17 protein-coding genes are annotated in these 18,995 nt (G+C 40.4%); 6 read left to right on the forward strand and 11 right to left on the reverse strand.

Annotated elements, in window-relative coordinates; all coding sequences use genetic code 11:
• Positions 1 to 4: 4 nt before the first annotated feature.
• From BLQ18_RS12000 to BLQ18_RS12020, 5 genes are all read right to left on the reverse strand, one after another.
• The gene (locus BLQ18_RS12000) at positions 5 to 757 is read right to left on the reverse strand and encodes a DUF6090 family protein (RefSeq protein WP_090296266.1); all 753 of its coding nucleotides are present in this window, start codon (positions 755 to 757) and stop codon (positions 5 to 7) included.
• Between the two features lie 132 nt (positions 758 to 889).
• Positions 890 to 2,347 carry a Gfo/Idh/MocA family protein gene (locus BLQ18_RS12005; RefSeq protein WP_090296270.1) on the reverse strand — a complete coding sequence of 486 codons (1,458 nt, stop codon included), beginning with the start codon at positions 2,345 to 2,347 and terminating at the stop codon, positions 890 to 892.
• Between the two features lie 221 nt (positions 2,348 to 2,568).
• Positions 2,569 to 3,411 carry an HAEPLYID family protein gene (locus BLQ18_RS12010; protein ID WP_090296275.1) on the reverse strand — a complete coding sequence of 281 codons (843 nt, stop codon included), beginning with the start codon at positions 3,409 to 3,411 and terminating at the stop codon, positions 2,569 to 2,571.
• A gap of 73 nt (positions 3,412 to 3,484) precedes the next feature.
• Positions 3,485 to 3,871: a hypothetical protein gene (locus BLQ18_RS12015; RefSeq protein ID WP_090296278.1), complete on the reverse strand. Its 387-nt coding sequence runs from the start codon at positions 3,869 to 3,871 to the stop codon at positions 3,485 to 3,487.
• Positions 3,872 to 4,347: 476 nt separating this feature from the next.
• Positions 4,348 to 6,519, reverse strand: coding sequence for an endonuclease MutS2 (locus BLQ18_RS12020; protein ID WP_090296282.1), 2,172 nt, complete (start codon positions 6,517 to 6,519; stop codon positions 4,348 to 4,350).
• A 225-nt stretch (positions 6,520 to 6,744) separates the two neighbouring features.
• Between BLQ18_RS12020 and BLQ18_RS12025 the strand changes: the two genes are divergently transcribed.
• Positions 6,745 to 7,410 carry a uracil-DNA glycosylase gene (locus BLQ18_RS12025; RefSeq protein ID WP_090296287.1) on the forward strand — a complete coding sequence of 222 codons (666 nt, stop codon included), beginning with the start codon at positions 6,745 to 6,747 and terminating at the stop codon, positions 7,408 to 7,410.
• 309 nt (positions 7,411 to 7,719) lie between these two features.
• On the opposite strand, the gene BLQ18_RS12030 is transcribed toward BLQ18_RS12025, so the two are convergent.
• The 5 genes from BLQ18_RS12030 to BLQ18_RS12050 form a co-directional block, all read right to left on the reverse strand.
• Entirely contained in the window at positions 7,720 to 8,568 is an 849-nt protein-coding gene (locus BLQ18_RS12030) for a substrate-binding domain-containing protein (RefSeq protein WP_090296290.1), read from the reverse strand.
• A 70-nt stretch (positions 8,569 to 8,638) separates the two neighbouring features.
• Positions 8,639 to 9,523 (reverse strand): nucleoside phosphorylase, encoded by an 885-nt coding sequence (locus BLQ18_RS12035; RefSeq protein WP_090296294.1) that lies wholly within the window; start codon positions 9,521 to 9,523, stop codon positions 8,639 to 8,641.
• 4 nt (positions 9,524 to 9,527) lie between these two features.
• Entirely contained in the window at positions 9,528 to 10,460 is a 933-nt protein-coding gene (locus BLQ18_RS12040; protein ID WP_090296297.1) for a DUF1835 domain-containing protein, read from the reverse strand.
• Between the two features lie 143 nt (positions 10,461 to 10,603).
• Positions 10,604 to 10,933 carry a translation initiation factor gene (locus BLQ18_RS12045; protein WP_090296301.1) on the reverse strand — a complete coding sequence of 110 codons (330 nt, stop codon included), beginning with the start codon at positions 10,931 to 10,933 and terminating at the stop codon, positions 10,604 to 10,606.
• 3 nt (positions 10,934 to 10,936) lie between these two features.
• Positions 10,937 to 11,887: an isopenicillin N synthase family dioxygenase gene (locus BLQ18_RS12050; protein WP_090296305.1), complete on the reverse strand. Its 951-nt coding sequence runs from the start codon at positions 11,885 to 11,887 to the stop codon at positions 10,937 to 10,939.
• Between the two features lie 110 nt (positions 11,888 to 11,997).
• On the opposite strand from BLQ18_RS12050, the gene BLQ18_RS12055 reads away from it, so the two are divergent.
• The 5 genes from BLQ18_RS12055 (at position 11,998) to BLQ18_RS12075 (ending at position 16,768) form a co-directional block, all read left to right on the forward strand.
• A complete protein-coding gene (locus BLQ18_RS12055; RefSeq protein ID WP_090296309.1) occupies positions 11,998 to 13,977 on the forward strand; it encodes an alpha-ketoacid dehydrogenase subunit alpha/beta in 1,980 nt (659 codons plus the stop codon).
• Positions 13,978 to 14,058: 81 nt separating this feature from the next.
• Positions 14,059 to 14,544 (forward strand): lipocalin-like domain-containing protein, encoded by a 486-nt coding sequence (locus BLQ18_RS12060; protein ID WP_090296313.1) that lies wholly within the window; start codon positions 14,059 to 14,061, stop codon positions 14,542 to 14,544.
• Between the two features lie 6 nt (positions 14,545 to 14,550).
• Entirely contained in the window at positions 14,551 to 15,246 is a 696-nt protein-coding gene (locus BLQ18_RS12065) for a YiaD family glycine zipper/OmpA-like lipoprotein (RefSeq protein ID WP_090296320.1), read from the forward strand.
• Positions 15,247 to 15,357: 111 nt separating this feature from the next.
• Positions 15,358 to 15,768 (forward strand): hypothetical protein, encoded by a 411-nt coding sequence (locus BLQ18_RS12070; protein WP_090296323.1) that lies wholly within the window; start codon positions 15,358 to 15,360, stop codon positions 15,766 to 15,768.
• 82 nt (positions 15,769 to 15,850) lie between these two features.
• Positions 15,851 to 16,768, forward strand: a complete 918-nt coding sequence (locus BLQ18_RS12075; protein ID WP_090296327.1) for an EamA family transporter — start codon at positions 15,851 to 15,853, stop codon at positions 16,766 to 16,768.
• 6 nt (positions 16,769 to 16,774) lie between these two features.
• Here the strand turns inward: BLQ18_RS12075 and BLQ18_RS12080 are convergent, their stop codons facing one another.
• Positions 16,775 to 18,991: a carbohydrate binding family 9 domain-containing protein gene (locus BLQ18_RS12080; protein ID WP_175443755.1), complete on the reverse strand. Its 2,217-nt coding sequence runs from the start codon at positions 18,989 to 18,991 to the stop codon at positions 16,775 to 16,777.
• Between the last annotated feature and the right edge of the window lie 4 nt (positions 18,992 to 18,995).

The raw sequence follows: 18,995 nt of genomic DNA on the forward strand, positions 1-18,995 counted from the left end.
AATGTTAATCGATACGTTCTAGGTAGGTGTCTATTAGGGTCTTTGTATTTTTTATCTGATCTAGAGTCAGTCCTAGATCATAAAGATTGTCCTCTTTAATTTGCTCGCTGTAATGAAGCAGCCTTAAAAATTCAGGGTCATTTTTCAGGGCAATAAAGTCTTTTGGGGAATAGAGTTTCGAGGGAATGGAGCCTGAAGTATTTCTCTCTGTTTTTAGGTCTTCAAAATATTCAAGGTATCTGGGTATTACGTATTCGTAGGTGGTTTTTTTGGCGGAAGTCTCCCGTTCCTTGATAAAGGAATAATAGGTTTCGTAAAGGTTGGTGATGGATTCTCTAATGGAGTCATTGGCAAGAATATGAAACCCAATATTGGAAAGGTTTTTGTAACCGCTCCATTTTAAGGTGTAAGTGGCACTAAATGTAACCAAGCCAAACCTACGTTTTAAACTATCTGGGACTGTTTCGACGTTTTCTAGTGCATTCTCAAGGATATGGATATTTTTAATGGCCCCTTGATTCAAGTACACATCATTTTCCAATGAAAGAATATCCTCTTCGAGGTTTTCAGCTATCTCTCGAAGTACCTCAATCTCCATTTGGTCATCTTTGCGGTTTTCGTTCCAATTGTTGATTTGTAGCGCAATCAGGATGCCGATGACAACCAAAATAATTTCGCCGATGGCATATTGAAGGTATTTTTTGGTTTTACCCTCAGAAAGTAAATCCTGCCTGATTTTTCTAAAGAATTTCAGCATGGTTGAGGTTGGATAGTGTTGGCTATTTTGGATTAATTTACAAAACAATCCAATAAGTGGTTGACAAACATTTGGTTATCTACCAAAAAAGCCGCATTGAGCGGCCCTTTGTAATTTATAAGGTTTGATGGATTACATTTCCCAACCCTCACGGTAGGTACGGGTCACAAACTGGTTGGCATCATCAAAATTGGTGACTTTCATGTTCTCGCCATCCCAAAGCAGTTTCTTACGACCGTAGAATTCCATATTGCCCTCGGCATTTTCCCTGCGCAACATGTAACTTCTAATGGCCAAATTACCCATAAGTACGGTTTCGGTCATTGGTCCAGCATAATCAAAGGATGAGGTCAACCCAAGGTGTTCCTCGCTTCCAAATCCAGCTTTACAGGCATCCACCCATTTGCGTTGGTGGCCATATTCTGGCTCTTCCATTTCTTCCACTTCAGGGCCGAAGATTCGGGTGCCATCGTTCAAGTATAATTTTGGAGTCAAAGGAGAACTATCGTTAATGTTGGTGGAAATCACCCCGTTTTCACCATGGATCAATACGCCGTTGTAACTTCCTGGACCTCCAATATCATCATCGGCAGGGATAATGGGAGGGTGGGACGGACGGATACCGCCATCGCTCCACGTCATAGTCACTGGTGAACCTGTTTTTTCAGTTTCTTCATATGTCAAAGTAATAAAGGAAGACGCTGGACAACCTTCAGGGTTGTAATCTGGTGTCCACATTTGAGAAAATACGGTGCCCACACTACATTCTGCAGAAGTAGGATATTTAAGACCCAAAGTTCGGTATGGAATATCCAATAAGTGACAACCTACATCTCCCAAAGCACCTGTACCATAATCCCACCAACCTCTCCAATTAAATGGATGCAGGTTAGGGGTGTAGGGCCTCATCGGAGCTGGCCCCAACCATAAATCCCAGTTGAAATCGGCAGGTTTGCTTTCAGGGTCTGGTGATGGAAAGGCATAGCCTTGTGGCCAAACTGGGCGGTTGGTCCAAACCTCAATTTTTGAAATCTTTCCCAATTTACCTGAGTCAACCCATTCTTGTACCATACCCAAAAGTGGATTGGAACCTCCTTGGTTCCCCATTTGGGTCACCACTTGTTTTTCGCGGGCCATTTCAGTGAGCATTCTAGCTTCACGAATGTTGTGGGTAATCGGTTTTTGAACGTAAACGTGTTTGCCTCGTTCCATAGCATAGGATGCCGCTGGGCCGTGTACATGGTCTGGAGTACTGATGGTCACTGCATCAATACCTTTCATCTTATCCAACATTTCGCGATAATCGCTAAATAGCTTTGCCTTTGGAAAACGCTCCACAGAACGCTTAGCGGACCCTGAAAAATCCACATCACAAAGCGCAACGATGCGTTCACGTCCGTCTACGGATGCATTTGCAATATCACTGGCACCTTTACCACCAGCTCCAATGGCTGCAATGTGCAAACGGTCACTAGGGGCTATAAAACCAGGTCCACCCAAAACGTGGCGTGGCACGATAAAAACACTGGAGGCCAGTGCGGTATTTTTGATGAAATTTCTTCTACTTTTTGAGGAGTTTGTTTTTTTCATGTTGTTGTTACAGGTTGGTAATTTTTATTTGCACAACAAGATAGAAAAAATGCCATTGAAAACGTTTGGTTTTTCAAGAGTGGGTATAAGATTCTGGAATTTGAGTGTTAATTCGTGTTATTGCTATGATTAATGATAAAGTTTACTAGTTGAAAATAGCGCAGAGCGAGAAAGTCTATTTTTCCGCTCCGCGCTACAATTTTAAACTTGAAAAAATAACTCTATTTATGTTTGGGTTCCCAAATCAACCTTAGAAAAGAACTGAAACGTTCATTTTCGCGACTTACGGGAATTCCTGCAATAATTCCAATCATGAGGTTGTCTACAATTCCCACCCGCATTTGAGGTCGAATGGTCATATCAAAATCATGTGAAGCCAGAGTTTTATTAAACTCCACACCAATAAAATTTCGTGTACCTGAAATCATATAATGGATACTGGTATTGATGTCATAAGTGGTATGGAATTCGTTGGTGCTGAACTCTTGTGCAATCATGGGACCCGTGTACACCAAAGAATGAAAGTTGCTTCCCCATCTTTTGGCAACCACCAAAAAGGGGTTGTACACATTTCCCGTGATAAAAGGCTGTGCAAACTCCCTGAAAGTAGATAATTCAAACTCGTTGATGTAGCCAATGGCCATGGACATTCCCATGGGTTCGTTGACTAAAAAGGACCATTGCCCAGCAATTTTAATACTATTTAATCTGTTGGAGGGAACAGCTTCCCTTGGTGCATCACCCACAGGAGTATAAAAAGTGAAAGGGAGCTCCACTTCAAGTCCCAATCTATCGGCTGGCGCCCATTCGTATTCGATTAAGGCTTCATAACTGTCAAAATTCAGGTTGTCGGTTAAACCCAATCCAAGGTTCCATTCCTTTTCACCTTTTCTAGCGCCTAAATCTCGAATAAGGTCAATATATAGGGGTTCAGCGTGTAAAACCTTTGGGGGTAATTCATTTTCTTCTTTGTGATCAATTAAGGAGTTAGAATCTGTTTGAGCACGGGTATATAAAGTGAATGTCAATATAAAGATTGACATCATTGGTTTAATGATATTCATTTTGATTTGTTTTAAATTATAATAAAGTAGCCCTGTACTTGGTCAATACAAGAGATTGGAGGTTAAAAACAAATCAAACTTTCGGTGGGGGTGTATCTATGTTTAGGAAGCCATTGGCTAAAAAAGCAGACGCGTAATCGAAGTTGTTCCTTTTGGAAACCAAATTGAAATTTTGAGAATTTGACTCATTATGTGCATCAACAAAAAAGTTGATTTTGCCGTTATTCTTTTTATTGTGCTCTTCGGAGTCAGGTTCATCGTGTTCTTCAAAAGCCTCTTCATAACCCAACATTTTTTCCACAACAAACTCCAAAATACTTTCTTGGTCGTTATAGCTTAGGTCTTCAGGGATGTAATCAGGATATGCATCAGGAGTGTCCACACTGGAGTTTAGGAAATATAGTCCCAGCAAGGCCCAAAAGAATTTGGTTAGGGTATGGTTTCTAATGGCTTCGAACACAATTCAAAAATATGCCTCGTTTTTATTCTTGCGCACAAAAACAGACATCTTAACCAAGAATTAACTTTTGATGCGGAATCTAAATAAGGAATCAGTAGTGGATTCCTGCTTTTTTATCACGTTGAAGTACGGGGCGTAGGAATGACATTAGTCATTTCGAAACGAGGCACAAAGTGCCGATTGAGATATCTCTTTTGGGTTAGTTTTCTCACGCTCGCAAAGCTTGGTTCGAAAAGACAAAATAGGATGTTTACGGTGCTTCGACTACGCTCAGCATGCAGAACTTGTCGGGCGCTCAACAGCCAAAAATAAAAAGACAAAAAACTACTTGAAAAAGGTGTATTGTCATTCCGCACTTGACGCGGAATCCAAATAAGGAATCAGTAGTGGATTCCTGCTTTCGCAGGAATGACAAGGGAAATTGAAGTTGTAACGGGTGCTTCGACTACGCTCAGCATCCATCACGATGACATTGGCTATTTCTTGGCCTCCACCAAATCCAATTGATCCACACTCACATTGGTGGTGAAAATACCGTAGTTTACCACTGCTTTGCCCTTTTCCAAGGTGTCAATGGTGCCAACAGCCTTGCCGTCCATCATACGAACACGGTCTCCGATTTTAAAGTTGGGGCGTGGTTTGTTCTTTTCGGCCTGAATCTCCTTTTTCTTCTGGATTTTCTTCTCCACCCGAACCTTTTTGATTTTTTGTTCGAGTTCTTGGGCTACCTGTTTCTTTTCCTCCTGTTGGGCTTTGGCTTTTTTGGCGGTGGTTTTTTTACGCTTGCTGTTTTCGGTTTCCACAATACGTAGCAATTCCGAAATCAACGGACGTTTTTTATTATTGATGAAGTATTTTTCGGCAGCCGTGTTCACTTTATCACCCAATTGAATCATCCGTTGGTTATGATCGTACAACTCTTGATAGCTCTCCAACTTAGATTTGATTTTGGTATTGAGCATCTCCAGTCTTTCGGATTCTTCGCGGGCTTTTGTTTCCTCTTCCTTGAGTTTGGAGCCAGTCTCCACCATTTTGCTGCGTTCTTTTTGAAGCTTGGCAATAGTGGCATCAAAACGAACCTTTCCGCGCTCAATTTTCTTTTTGGCCTTATTGATCAACGAATAGGGAATGCCGTTCTTTTGGGCTACTTCAAACGTAAAGGAGCTTCCTGCTTCACCCAACACCAATTGAAATGTGGGTTCCAAGGTTTTGGAGTTGAACAACATATTTGCATTGGTAGCATGGGGCAATTCGTTGGCCAGAGCTTTTAAATTGGCATAGTGGGTGGTGATAACGCCATAAGCTTTCCTTTCATAGAAGACTTCTAAAAAAGCTTCCGCCAAAGCACCTCCCAATTCGGGGTCACTACCCGTACCAAACTCATCGATCAAGAACAAAGTTTTATCATTGCACTTCTTTAAGAAAGAGTTCATGTTTTTAAGTCGATAACTGTATGTACTTAGATGATTTTCAATAGATTGATTATCTCCAATATCTGTCAAAATCTTATCAAAAAAACATACGGAACTACGTTCATGAACTGGAATCAACATACCACTTTGCAACATCACCTGAAGCAGTCCGATGGTCTTTAGGGTGATACTTTTTCCACCTGCATTTGGCCCTGAAATCACGATGATTCGGTTTTCATGGTGCAGTTTTATAGTCTGTGGCCAGGTCTTTTCGTTCTTTCTCTTATTGGATAAATAGAGTAGTGGGTGAAACGCATCCCTGAGGTACAACTCCCTTTCCTCATTAATTTCTGGTAGAATCGCATCCATATCGCTGGCGTACCTAGCTTTTGCAGCCGTAATATCGATATCGGACAGGTAGTTCTGGTATTCCCGAAGCAATTCCAAGTAGGGTCGAATCTCGTCGGTGAGTGTGTTCAGAATACGTTGGATTTCTTCTTTTTCCTCAAACTCCAGATTGCCCAGCTCTCGGGTATATTTAAGTGTGGCTTCAGGAACAATGTACACTATGCTTCCCGTTTTGGAAGTGCCCATCACCGTTCCCTTTACTTTTTTGCGGTACATGGCCTTTACGGCCAATACGCGACGGTTTTCCACTACGGACTCACGAATTTCATCCAGTAAGTCTTGAGATTGGTATCTGCCCAGAGCAGCATTAAAACTTTGGTTGATTTTACTGCGTACCTCATTGATTTGACTTCGAATGTAACGTAATTCATCGGAAGCGGAATCCATAATTTCGCCGAACTTATCTATAACGCCGTCAATGGCTTGTGGAATTTCGGGGTGCAGTTCCAGTGCATCAACTTTTTCAAAAAGCAGGGGATAGTATTCCTTGAATTTCTTTAAGAATTTCTGGTGTATCGCCACGGTTTTGCAGATGCTTCCAATTTTTCGGAACCCAGCAATCTCCAATGTGCTGTTGTCAATCTTTAAAAGACCCAGCTCACTGTTGATTTGGTCAAAACCATGATTGGGAATGCGGTTGTCGTTCGAAAAAGAGGCCAGATACTCGGAGGTTTGGCCCAAAGCATGCATCAGCTCTTCTTTTTGCTTGAACGGTTTTAGGGTCAAGGCATCCTCTTTACCCAATTCGGTATTGCAACGTGCAGCAATTTGGGTAAGTACCGTTGGAAATTCGAGATCTTGAAGTGTTTTGGGGTGAATGTTCTGCATCTTTTTCTGCTAGCAGCGCAAATATAGGATTTTGATGCATTTTTGATGGTAGCCATTTCAGCAAAAAGCATTGCAATGTGTACTTTTGAGACTATTGAATAAATTAAAGCGTATGAGAAGCGACAATACCGTAACCTATATTATTGCAGCTGTTATTATACTGCATTTTGTTGCAGGTATTGGCTACTTGATCTATAAATTGACCAAAAAGAAGTAAAGCAGCATATGGAAGTTAGTATTGAGCCGAGTTGGAAAACACAGTTGGATGATGAATTTAAACAACCGTATTTTAACGCGCTTACGTCTTTTGTAAAACAGGAATACACCCAAAACACTTGTTACCCAAAGGGTAAAGATATCTTTTCTGCTTTTGACCACTGCCCGTTTTATGAAACCAAAGTGGTAATCATTGGGCAGGACCCTTATCATGGTCCAAATCAAGCGAATGGACTTTGCTTTTCGGTGAAAGATGGGATCCCACATCCACCATCCTTGGTCAATATTTTTAAAGAAATTAAAGTGGATATGCAAAAACCGTATCCTGAGAGCGGTAACTTGGAACGATGGGCTGACCAAGGGGTGTTGTTATTGAATGCAACCCTTACTGTGCGGGCTCATGAGGCTGGAAGTCACCAGAAAAAGGGGTGGGAACAATTTACCGATGGGGTGATTAAAACAGTTTCCAGTGAATTGGAGGGTGTTGTGTTTTTGCTTTGGGGTGGATTTGCGAAGAAAAAATCAAGTTTGATTGATAAATCCAAGCATCATATTTTAACTTCTGGACACCCATCACCTTTAAGTGCTAATCGTGGATTGTGGTTCGGGAATCAACATTTTAGTAAGACGAATGCGTTGCTGGCTCAAATGGGAAAAGAACCTATTGATTGGTAATCTAATTTGAAATGCGTGTCATCTCGAGCGCAGTCGAGAGATGATGTAGAATAGAGGTGCAATTAAGTCTCGACTGCGCTCGACTTGACAATTAAAGTTTAAGTATCAAATACAAGTGTCAAGCTCAATAACATCGAACAATCCAAGAATCTAATTATCCAGAAATCGTTTGTTTGACACGAATCCCCTTAATTTATCGAAGAAAGAAAGTTCAAGTACAAGGTCTCAACTGCGCTCGACCTGACACCTTTTACCGTTAACCATTTTGCTTTAACCCTCAAAAAATCCAACTTTCCAAGAATCAAACAATCACCTCCAAAGAAAAGTTTCAACAGGCTTTATGTCATTCACTAGATTGAGGTCGTGTAATCTAGCCTGCACCTCATTTACAGTTTTATCAGATAATTGTTCTTGCCCCCAAGTGGTTTTAGACAACCAAGCTTTTACATCTTTCAGTTTTTGCTCGTAACGATTGGATAAGGTTCTGTCGATACTTGGTATTTGTTTGAATTCCGCCGTGTAGGTATTGATGACTTCCAAAATATGACGAACCACACCTGAGTTCTCTTTTAGAAAAGCATCGGAAACTGCAATCACAAAACAAGGCCATGGAGTAGGGCAGTCCCCAACACGTTTAAAGGTTCCATTGTCCACCAAAGGTTTGGTAGTAAAGTGTTCCCACATGAAATACGCATTGGAGCCACTGTTTAGATTTTCTACGGCACCATCCAAGTTGTTGATGATTTCGAATTCAAGACTTTCTGTATTCCAACCTTGATTTTGTGCATTGATGTAAGCCATTAAATGGCTTCCACTTCCAAAGCGGCTAATGGCAACTTTATCTTCTTTTAAATCGGCAATGGAATCTCTATCGCTGTGTGCATCTACGTGAATACCCCAAAGCAAGGGGGACGAAACATAAGTTTGAACAATTTTACTTGGATTGCCCTGCGAAATACTTTTGATGATTCCCTCGGTAAGAATAATGCCCATGTCCGCTTCACCATCTTTGAGCATTTGAGTCATTTTACCTGTTCCTTCTGGGACATCGGTCCATTCCAAATTTATTCCCCTGTCCTCAAAGGCATTGTCTTCCATGGCCAAATGCCAAGGAAGATTAAAATGTTCAGGAACTCCAATGATTTTTACCGTTTTCATATTTAGGCATTTATTGTGAGTCAAATTTCGGATTCCATTCGGTATTTTTCAAAAACTTGGCCTATTAAAATTATACCAGTGAACTGTTGGCTATGCTTTCCAGGGTAAATTGTATGAGTGCATCAATGGTCTTGTCGCCTTCCTTGGAAAACTCTCCAGTAGCTCGGTTGGCCAAGATAGCATTGAGGGAAATTGCTCGATGACCAAGGAGTTTGGCTAAGCCGTACATGGCAGCTGTTTCCATTTCAAGGTTGGTAACTCGTTCATTTTTGTGTTGAAAGCTGGCCAATTTATCGTGGAAGTCATCTACTTTTGGAATTAACCGCAAACTTCTACCTTGTGGTCCATAAAAACCAGTATTTGTGGCGGTTATACCAAATCGTATACGATTATTAGTGAAAATTGTTTTCAATTCGGTATCACAATCTATCACATAGGGGTAAAGATTATGAGTTTCCCATTGCAGGTGTTTGCGTAACGCTTGCTCTAACTCCTGACTCTTAACTTGTCCATAGTTGTAAAAGTGCATTAAATTATCAAGTCCAATTCCAGAGGACCCAAGTAAAAAAGAGTCCACAGGAATATCAGGTTGAATGGCGCCAGATGTACCGACCCGTATAAAATTTAATTGTGTTTTATTGGACTTGACCTTTCTGGTTTTAAAATCAATGTTAGCCAAGGCGTCCAATTCATTAAAAACGATGTCGATATTGTCGGTTCCAATGCCCGTGGAGATAACCGTTATTCGTTTTCCAGAATAAAAACCTGTGTGGGTAACAAATTCACGCTTGCTTTTCTCAACTTCGATAGTGTCGAAGTATTTGGATACTTCATGTACGCGTTTAGGGTCACCAACCGTAATAATGATTGGCGCAATGTCTTCTGGAAGTAAATGGAGGTGGTAAACACTACCATCAGGGTTCAGAATTAGCTCTGAGTCACCTAATGAGGACATTCCATTATAGTTTAAGGATTTTATTCGTGTCTGTGTTGTATAGGAAGTTATACTTTAAAGAACCCCCTAAATATGCTTGATTATCACGTATTTGAGAATAGTAATTTGCTTCTTGCTGTAACACTTCCATCCCTTGTTTGGTCAATTTAACAGGGTTGAAGGACTTGAATAAAGGTCTAATGGATGAGATTATGCGTTCGTATTGTGAATCCCCGAAACCATAGAAACCTTGATTGGTGATCAATTCTCCCATTAATTCCTTTTTGGATTTTGGTTTTTTCTCCAAGGCCATTTCCAAAACGTGGTTTTCCAGTTCATTCAAACCATTTTTAATGGTTGGGAAGCGTTTTAGATGGGTTTTTAGGGCGTCAGACAAATATTCAAACTGAAAATCGTTGTTCGCTATCTGATTTTCCAAACGAATAGGGTTATCGCTACAATACAGTTGCCAAATATAATCGGCATATTCAATATCATCTTGAGATAGTACTGTTTTATTTTTGTAAAGCTCAAGAAGTTTTTCATCGCTCAATTCGTTAAGACCGTACATTTTATCGGACTCATCCTCTTTGCCGCTGCAAACCAATGATATTTCGGCATGTCTACGGTGAGTTTTCAACCAACTTATTACAGCCAACATGTTTATTTGGCAGAAAAGGTCATACTCAAACCAAAGAACAATCTGGTCTTCTTGTTTGTGGTTACAAAGTGAGCGGTATTCTTTTAGTGTTTTTTCTACAAACCAAGATTTGGAAACTTTGTAGTTTTTGTTAAGGAATTCGAACCTGGTTTTCCAGAAGGATTCGCTTCCAACATTGCACAGAGTCTTTCCTTCGCAGAGCATTTCTCTCCACGTGATCACATCTCCTTTTAGGTCCAATGCCTGAAGTTTAGATGTGAAATTGTCTCCGTTGGTAATGTGCAACAGTGAGTTCATTTTCAGTTGGGTTTTCGTTGGTTAGGAAATTAAAAGTAAGATTTATAGCAGGAACACAAAAATATTTTCACAAAACATTGGGGTGAAGTGCAATTTTTTAACATGTGAAAAAATGCCTGTTCAATTTTTAAGAATTCCCCAAATTATCCTCCTACGCGTTTTACTTTAAAACCGTTTTCTTTTAAAAAATTCATGATCTTGTCACGGTAATCCCCTTGGATTACGATGGTCTCCTTTTTAAAGCTCCCACCAACACCCAAAAGGGTTTTTATATCCTTGGCGAGTATCTTAAAATCACTATCGGCTCCATTGTACCCTTCTAAGATGGTAACTGGCTTGCCCTTGCGTTTTTCGTATTTGCAAATTATAGGGTCGTCTTGCAGCCAATATTTTGGTTCGGTATTATTTTCCTCTCCAGTGTCTTCTGGGACATGGTCGGGAAACAGGTTTTTAAGTTGATCTGATAAATCCATCAATTACTTTTTTACCAGACCTAATTCTATCAGGCGTTCATGCAAATATTCGCCTGCTGTAATGTCTTCAAATTCCTTCGGATGCTCTTGGTCGATACAATTTTCCAAACAATTCAATGGCATATCGCTCACAGGGTGCATGAAAAATGGAATGGAATATCGTGAAGTGCCCCAAAGTTCCCTTGGTGGGTTCACTACTTGGTGGATGGTCGATTTCAATTTATTGTTGGAAAGTCGTGAGAGCATATCCCCAACATTGATCATCAATTGGTCGGGTTTTGCAATGGCGTCCACCCAATTGCCTTCATGATCTTTAACTTGAAGGCCTTTTCCATGGGCGCCCATCAACAAAGTAATTAAGTTGATGTCTCCATGAGCCGCAGCACGCACTGCATTTTTAGGTTCTTCAGTAATGGGAGGGTAGTGTATGGGTCTTAAAATGGAATTTCCATTTTTAATATAATCGTCAAAATAGGTTTCTTCAAGTCCTAAGTGCAAAGCCAAGGCGCGCAACACATATTTAGCTGTCTTTTCGAGCATTTTATAGGTTTCTTTACCTGTGTTGTTGAATCCAGATAATTCTTTTACTTCAACATTATCAGGATATTCGGCTTCAAGTTTCGGATTGTCTTCAACGTATTGGCCAAAATGCCAAAATTCCTTCAGGTCACCTTCCTTTTTACCTTTCGCATGCTCTTTTCCAAAAGAAGTATAACCTCGTTGTCCTCCAATCCCTTCAATTTCATAGCTATCCTTAACATCTTGGGGCAATTCAAAAAACTTTTTGATTTCTGCATAGAGGTTGTCCACCAATTCATCGGATAAAAAATGTCCGCTTAAGGCGACAAAGCCGATATCTTCGAAAGCAGCACCAATTTCTTTGACAAATTTTTCTTTTCTAGCGGCATCGCCTGAAACAAAATCCTCAAGGTTTACACTAGGTATAGCACTCATATCATCGTTTTTGGAATAAAATCAAAAATACGGAATAATGGGCAACCTGAATTATATTTTGGTCTTTTTGATGGGCTTTTTACTACTTTTAGCTGACATAATTTTATGGAATGCGGTATCATACAGGTGACCTGGACAATCAAAATTTAATAGATCTTTATTTGGGAATGCTCAAACCCAGAATGATAGAGGAGAAGATGTTGATTTTGCTTCGTCAAGGCAAGATTTCGAAGTGGTTTAGTGGCATAGGCCAAGAGGCAATTTCCGTAGGTGTGACCATGGCTTTGAAGGAAACCGAATATGTATTGCCCATGCACCGAAACTTGGGAGTCTTTACTTCCAGAAAAATTCCTTTGAATCGCCTTTTTGCGCAATGGCAAGGAAAACTAAGTGGATTTACGCAAGGAAGGGACCGTAGTTTTCATTTTGGGACCCAGGAATATAAAATCATCGGTATGATTTCCCATTTGGGCCCGCAATTGGGTGTGGCAGATGGTATTGCTTTGGCCGATATGCTCCGAAGAAAAAGAAAAATAACTGCAGTTTTTACAGGAGAGGGGGCAACTAGTGAGGGAGACTTTCATGAGGCTTTGAACATTGCATCGGTTTGGAATTTGCCAGTCCTTTTTTGTATTGAAAACAATGGGTATGGACTTTCTACCCCAACCAATGAACAATATAATTGTGAACATTTGGCCGATCGCGCAAAAGGATATGGCATCGAATCTCGAATTATTGACGGCAACAACATTCTGGAAGTCTATTCCAAAGTAGATGAACTCTGCAAAGCGATTCGAAAAAGGCCAAGACCTGTACTGTTGGAGTTTAAGACTTTCCGCATGCGAGGTCATGAAGAGGCAAGCGGCACTAAATACGTTCCTGAAAAGCTGATGAAAACATGGGCTGAAAAAGACCCTATTTCCAATTACGAAGCTTTCTTGTTCAAAGAGGGTGTGTTGACGGAAGAAAGTATTGAAAAGTTCAAAACAGATATTTCCCAGGAAATCAACGATAACTTACAACTGGCATTTGATGAAGATACGGTTCATTTTAATGAAAGTAAAGAATTAAGTGAGGTATATCAAGATTCACAATATCAACAAATAGAACCCAAATCAGATTCTAAAGAAGAACTTCGATTCATTGATGCCATTTCGCAGGGATTGGAGCAATCCATGTTCAAGCATAACGAGCTCATAATAATGGGGCAAGACGTAGCAGAATATGGTGGCGTGTTCAAAATCACGGAAGGTTTTGTGCCTAAATTCGGCAAGAGTCGGGTGCGAAATACACCCATTTGTGAATCTGGAATTGTGTCCACGGCCATGGGGTTGAGCATAAATGGGATGAAGGCTGTTGTAGAGATGCAGTTTGCGGATTTTGTCAGCTCTGGATTCAATCCAATTGTGAACTATTTGGCCAAAGTACATTACCGTTGGAATGAAAAAGCCGATGTGGTGATTCGAATGCCCTGTGGTGGGGGAGTTGGTGCTGGACCCTTCCATTCCCAGACCAACGAGGCCTGGTTTACCAAAACGCCAGGACTTAAAGTGGTGTATCCTGCATTTCCGTATGATGCCAAAGGATTGTTGAATACTGCTATCAATGACCCAAATCCCGTTTTATTTTTTGAACATAAAGGCTTGTATCGTAGTGTAAGGGGTGAAGTACCCGCAGATTATTATACCCTGCCCTTAGGAAAAGCCAGTTTACTCAAGGAAGGCGAAGACTTAACAGTGGTCTCTTATGGGGCAGGAGTGCATTGGGCCTTGGAAATTTTAGAAAAACATCCAGAAATTCAGCCAGATGTATTAGATTTACGTTCACTTCAACCTCTGGACTCCGATGCAATTTTTGCATCCGTAAAAAAGACAGGGAAACTCATTATTTTACAAGAAGACACCCTGTTTGGTGGCATAGCCAGTGATATTTCGGCAATGGTTATGGAAGAATGTTTCCAGTATTTGGATGCTCCCGTAAAACGGGTAGGTAGCTTGGAAACTCCTGTTCCATTTGCTAAATCATTGGAAAACGAATATTTACCTCAAAAAAGATTTGAAATGGCACTTGTGGAACTGTATGAATATTAATTTTTTAACACTTTCACATACCTTTAACAACTAAAAAAGCGACCCAAATCGTATATTTTATTGAACATTAACTTAATTCTTATGATCAAGAAACCATTATTTTTATTGGCATTGATGGGTATTTTAATCTCATCGTGCACGGTATCAAAGTCTGCGCGCACGCAGCAAAACCTATTTAGCGGAACTTGGAATTTAGACGACGTATATTACGAAAATGCATCTGGCAACTTCAAATCTGTCATCTTTAACGATGCAGAAGACATTTGTTTTGAAGACAGCGAGTGGTTCTTTCGTGACAACAACAGTACAGGTCGTTATACCATAGGTCAAAGTTCACTTTGCCAAGGTGGTGACCGTTTTTTCAGATGGTCGGTTGTAGAACCTTCCGAAAACTACCAAAGCCAACTTCAGTTTAAGTTTATCGATGAAAATCGAAAAGACATTTCTGGAGGGTACGGTTACCGATTGAATATTGTGAACCTTACCGAACAAAACATGACCCTAAAATCCAACGTAACTGCCGATGGTCAACCCGTAACCATCGTTTACAAATTCTCAAAAAAATAAAATTTCATGAAAAATCTAATAGTTAAAAGCATGGCCTCACTAATGGCCATAAGTTTAATATTGAGTTGTGACGCTGTAAAAAATGCAAACAACGCCCAAAAAGGTGGTGCTATCGGAGCAGGTAGTGGTGCTGTTATTGGTGGCATCATTGGTAATAATGTAGGTGATGGAAACAATACCGCCCTTGGTGCTATTATCGGAGCTGTTGTTGGTGGTGCTGCTGGTGGTTATATTGGTAGTAGAATGGACCGTCAAGCTGAGCAAATCGAACAAGAAATCCCAGGAGCCGAGGTTCAACGTGTAGGAGAAGGGATCAATGTTACCTTTAGCGGAGAAAACGGTGTTTATTTCGATACCAACAAATCCGATATCAAAGGAACTTCTGCTACCACATTGGATAAATTGGCTGGTATCTTTAAAGAATACCCAAAGAGTAATATTTTAGTGGAAGGACACACCGATAGTGATGGTGCTGCCGAATACAATATGGGTCTATCCCAACGTCGTGCCCAATCCGTAACCAGTTATTTGGTTGGTAAAGGTATTTCCAGCGGAAGATTTACCACCAAGTGGTATGGAGAGGAACAACCTAAAGCTAGTAATGAAACTGCCGAAGGAAAATCCCAAAACCGTAGAGTGGAGTTGGCCATTATTGCCAGTGAGGAATTGAAACAAGAAGCCTACGAAGAGACTAAAAACTAAAAAACATATACAGTTTTAAATCAAGCCCGATTAGATCGGGCTTTTTTTATGTCTTAAATTTTGATAAACAGAATATTAAATCATGTTAAACGGTTGAATAATCTCATATTTATGGTTAACTTTAAGAAGTTCAATGTATTAAAACCCATAAAAATCACCATGAGCAACGCTATTCCCAACAATACGGCAAGAGAGCAAGAGCTGCTGGTTAGGGTGCAACGCAATTATACATTGGTGGAAAGATTGTTCGAGAAATTGAAATCATACAAATACGAACCCAAATGTCCACTCGGTTTTGAAAAGTTGTATGAGCTCAAAAGAAATTTCAGACTGTTTGAGAATAATCAATCAAAGATTATTCATCTTTTCGAAGAGGACGAACATGGTATCACTTCATTAAGTGAAAAAGAAATTCAAAAACATTTGGAGCGATTTAAGCAATTGGAAAATGAGTACACTTCCTATATTATTGAAATGTGTGGTCGTTCCAAAACCGAAGCCTTGAACAATTTGTACCAATAAAGTTGTAAAAAGTTCCCTTTTGGATGGTTTGTACTCCTACAAACATCCGTAATATTGCATGGACTTTAAACTAGTCTTTGCAATGGCGAAATCCTCTAATTCAGCTTTGGTCATTCTGGCTTTTTTTGCCATTTACGTCATATGGGGTTCTACCTATCTGATGAACAAGATTGCGGTCACCGAATTGGACCCCTTTATGCTGGCCTCCATTCGTTTTATCACTGCAGGACTTTTGATTTTTGCTTTGGCCAAGATCATGAAGATTCCATTGACTATTACCAAAAAACAACTTTGGAACACTATCATCGCTGGAATTCTTTTTCTAAGTTTTGGAAATGGGGTAGTGGTGTGGGCCTTGCGCTATGTGGATAGTGGTTTTGCTGCTTTGGAGATATCTGCCCAACCCCTTATTGTGTTATTGATGATGCGCATTTTACAAGGGAAGAAGATTCAACCCATGTCCGTCATTGGTGTTGCATTGGGCATCATTGGGATTTATCTTCTCGTTTCCCAGAAACAGATTATTGCACAAGAAGGCTCCGTTTTGGGTATGGTAATGATTTTCTTCTGTTTGATCAGCTGGGCCTACGGAAGTCTTTTTGTTTCTAAGGCAGATTTACCCACCAATTACTTTGTAAACACAGGCTACCAAATGTTTACAGGTGGCATTATTTTAGCATTCATGAGTTTTGGTTTTGGAGAAACATGGTCTTTGCCCACTACATGGAGTGGGGAGGTACAATTTTCCATGCTGCTCCTAGTGGTTTTTGGAAGTATAGTGGCTTTTACTTCCTTCAACTTTCTTTTAAAAACCGTCTCGCCTGAAAAAGTAGCTACCTCAACCTATGTCAATCCAATCGTAGCATTGATTTTAGGATGGTATTTTCTGGATGAACAAATCACAATGCAATCTATTTTTGCGGCTATAATTTTGTTGACAGGGGTTTACTTTATCAACACCAAAAAGACCTTGGCCATTTTTGAAAGGTTTAAAAGGTAAACGCTCTTAACGCAATAAATCAAAACGGTGCGTGTATTTGATAGTCAAGGTTTGATTGTTCAATGCATCTAAAACATCATCATCTTTTACTACATTAAAAACCACAAACAGTCCCGTATTTGCATTTTGGAGCCATCCAAACCTCGCATTTACCGAAGTGATGTTCGAAACATTGTTTCGTTGAATTAAACTCTGCACAAAAATTCGTGGTGTAAACGAATAAGAAAGTCGAAGACCACCAACCAAAGCGGTTAGGTCGCCAGTGTCCAATTGAATATCGCTATGGCTCATCGTCAACGAACTGTTGAATTTATCACCCACCCTAAAATTGGCAGTACCGCTGTTGGTAATTTGATGTCCGTTAAAATAACCTCCAATAATGGTTCGTGTATTAAAGGCAAGGGCATTGTTCGGATTGGTGGTGATGACCAATTGCAATTCTTCGTTGTTGTAATAACCCACAGGAACAGTAACATCGGAAATGGTGAAATCTTCAAACACCTGTTCTGTGGTAAAATTGATTCCCGTATGAATTTCCAGTCCGCTTTTGAACACCCAATGGTTATCCACATGCAAAAAACTGGTCACCACTTCATCATCAAAGTTCCAATACCCACGATACGAAACGTGTGGTCTAATCTCCAACAATTGCCCCGCATTTTTAAATCGATGGGTTTTAAATATCAAAGCTTCAGGTTTTCTAAAGGCGGTACGCTGCAAGAAACCCACCTCTGGATTAAAACCTTCACCTACTTCGGTATAACCTAGATTCATGCGCCAGCCGCTCCAATCGTAATTCCCCATTATTTTAAAGGCGTGGTCATTTTTTTCAATGCCAGGAGTAACACTTTTGGCCACAAACCCTGTGACTTCCGCTTTATTTCCGATGCCCCATTTGCCATCTACGGCAAAAACACGGTTGTAATCATCTTCCAAACCACCTAATCCAGCACGGTTGATGAAGATTCCTCCAACAGAGGAACGGGTTCCTGAAACATTGTGGTTGACCCTTGCCACAGTAAAATTGTTCTTTTCAATGCCAATATCACTTACATCATCTGTGAACATGCTTAAAAAACCCACATTGGTTTGGCCAACTTTACCCGATAATCGCGCACCACCAATAATTGGAACCAAACTACCATCATTGCTAATACCGATGCGTCTACTAAAAAATAAGTCTACTTCACCAGGGCTTCCCACACTGAATTGACCTGCATTTTCCAAGAAAAAGGCTCGCTTTTCAGGAAAAAATAGATTGAACCTATCCAAGTTTACTTGTTGATCATCTACCTCAACTTGGGCAAAATCTGTATTGTAAGTTAGGTCAAGGGTTAAACTGGGGGTTACACTATATTTTACATCCATCCCTGCATCAAAATGAGTGTCAGTTTCATTGGGATCTACCGATTTATCATTTACATATTGCCCCAATACATAAGGAATCAACTTTAGGTTGCCTGGGTTTTTAAGGTTCAGCCCTTCCAAATTTCCAGCGAGCGATAAGCGTTTCATGTCAAAACCTAAAGGTAGAGAGGTCCAATATGCTGTTTCAGTATTCTTGCTGATGTTTCGCTGAAAGTTCAGCCCCCATGTTTTATTATCTCCAGGGGCAAAACGTAATGATCTAAATGGAATGGCAAATTCGGCACTCCAGCCATAATCTCCCAATTGCGATTTGACTTTCCAAGTGGCATCCCAATTAATATTGGTTCCTCCGATCACCCCACCTTGTTGACGGTTGGCATTGTTATTTCCTTTTCCTTCGTTATCAATTTGTGCATCATACTCCATGCCTTGGGCATTGGTGCCAAATAAAAACCCATTTTGACGGTCGTGGTAGGTGTCTATAATGAAAAGAAAACTGTCTTCGTCGTTCAAATCGGCATCCCTACGCGAATCGGACACCACAATATTTTTGGCATCGGTATCATAGCACACCACGGAAACATAAAAAGTCGTAGCAGTGTACGCAATTCTTACCTCGGTTTTTTCGGAAACGGGAGCCCCGTAATTGGGTCGAATCTGCAACAAATCGGTTATGGCAGGGATTGCTTGCCAAGTAGGGTCATTGATGACATCGCCATCCACTTGAAGGTCTTGTTCCAGTAACGTGGCTTGATAGGTTGGTTTGGCAATGGATGATGTTTTTTGCTGAGATTGAACAGATAAAAAGGAGCAGAGTAAAAGCCCAAACAGTAATTGGCTTAGAAATTTGTACATAGTG

The organism is Flagellimonas zhangzhouensis (assembly GCF_900102925.1).
Taxonomy (GTDB): domain Bacteria; phylum Bacteroidota; class Bacteroidia; order Flavobacteriales; family Flavobacteriaceae; genus Flagellimonas; species Flagellimonas zhangzhouensis.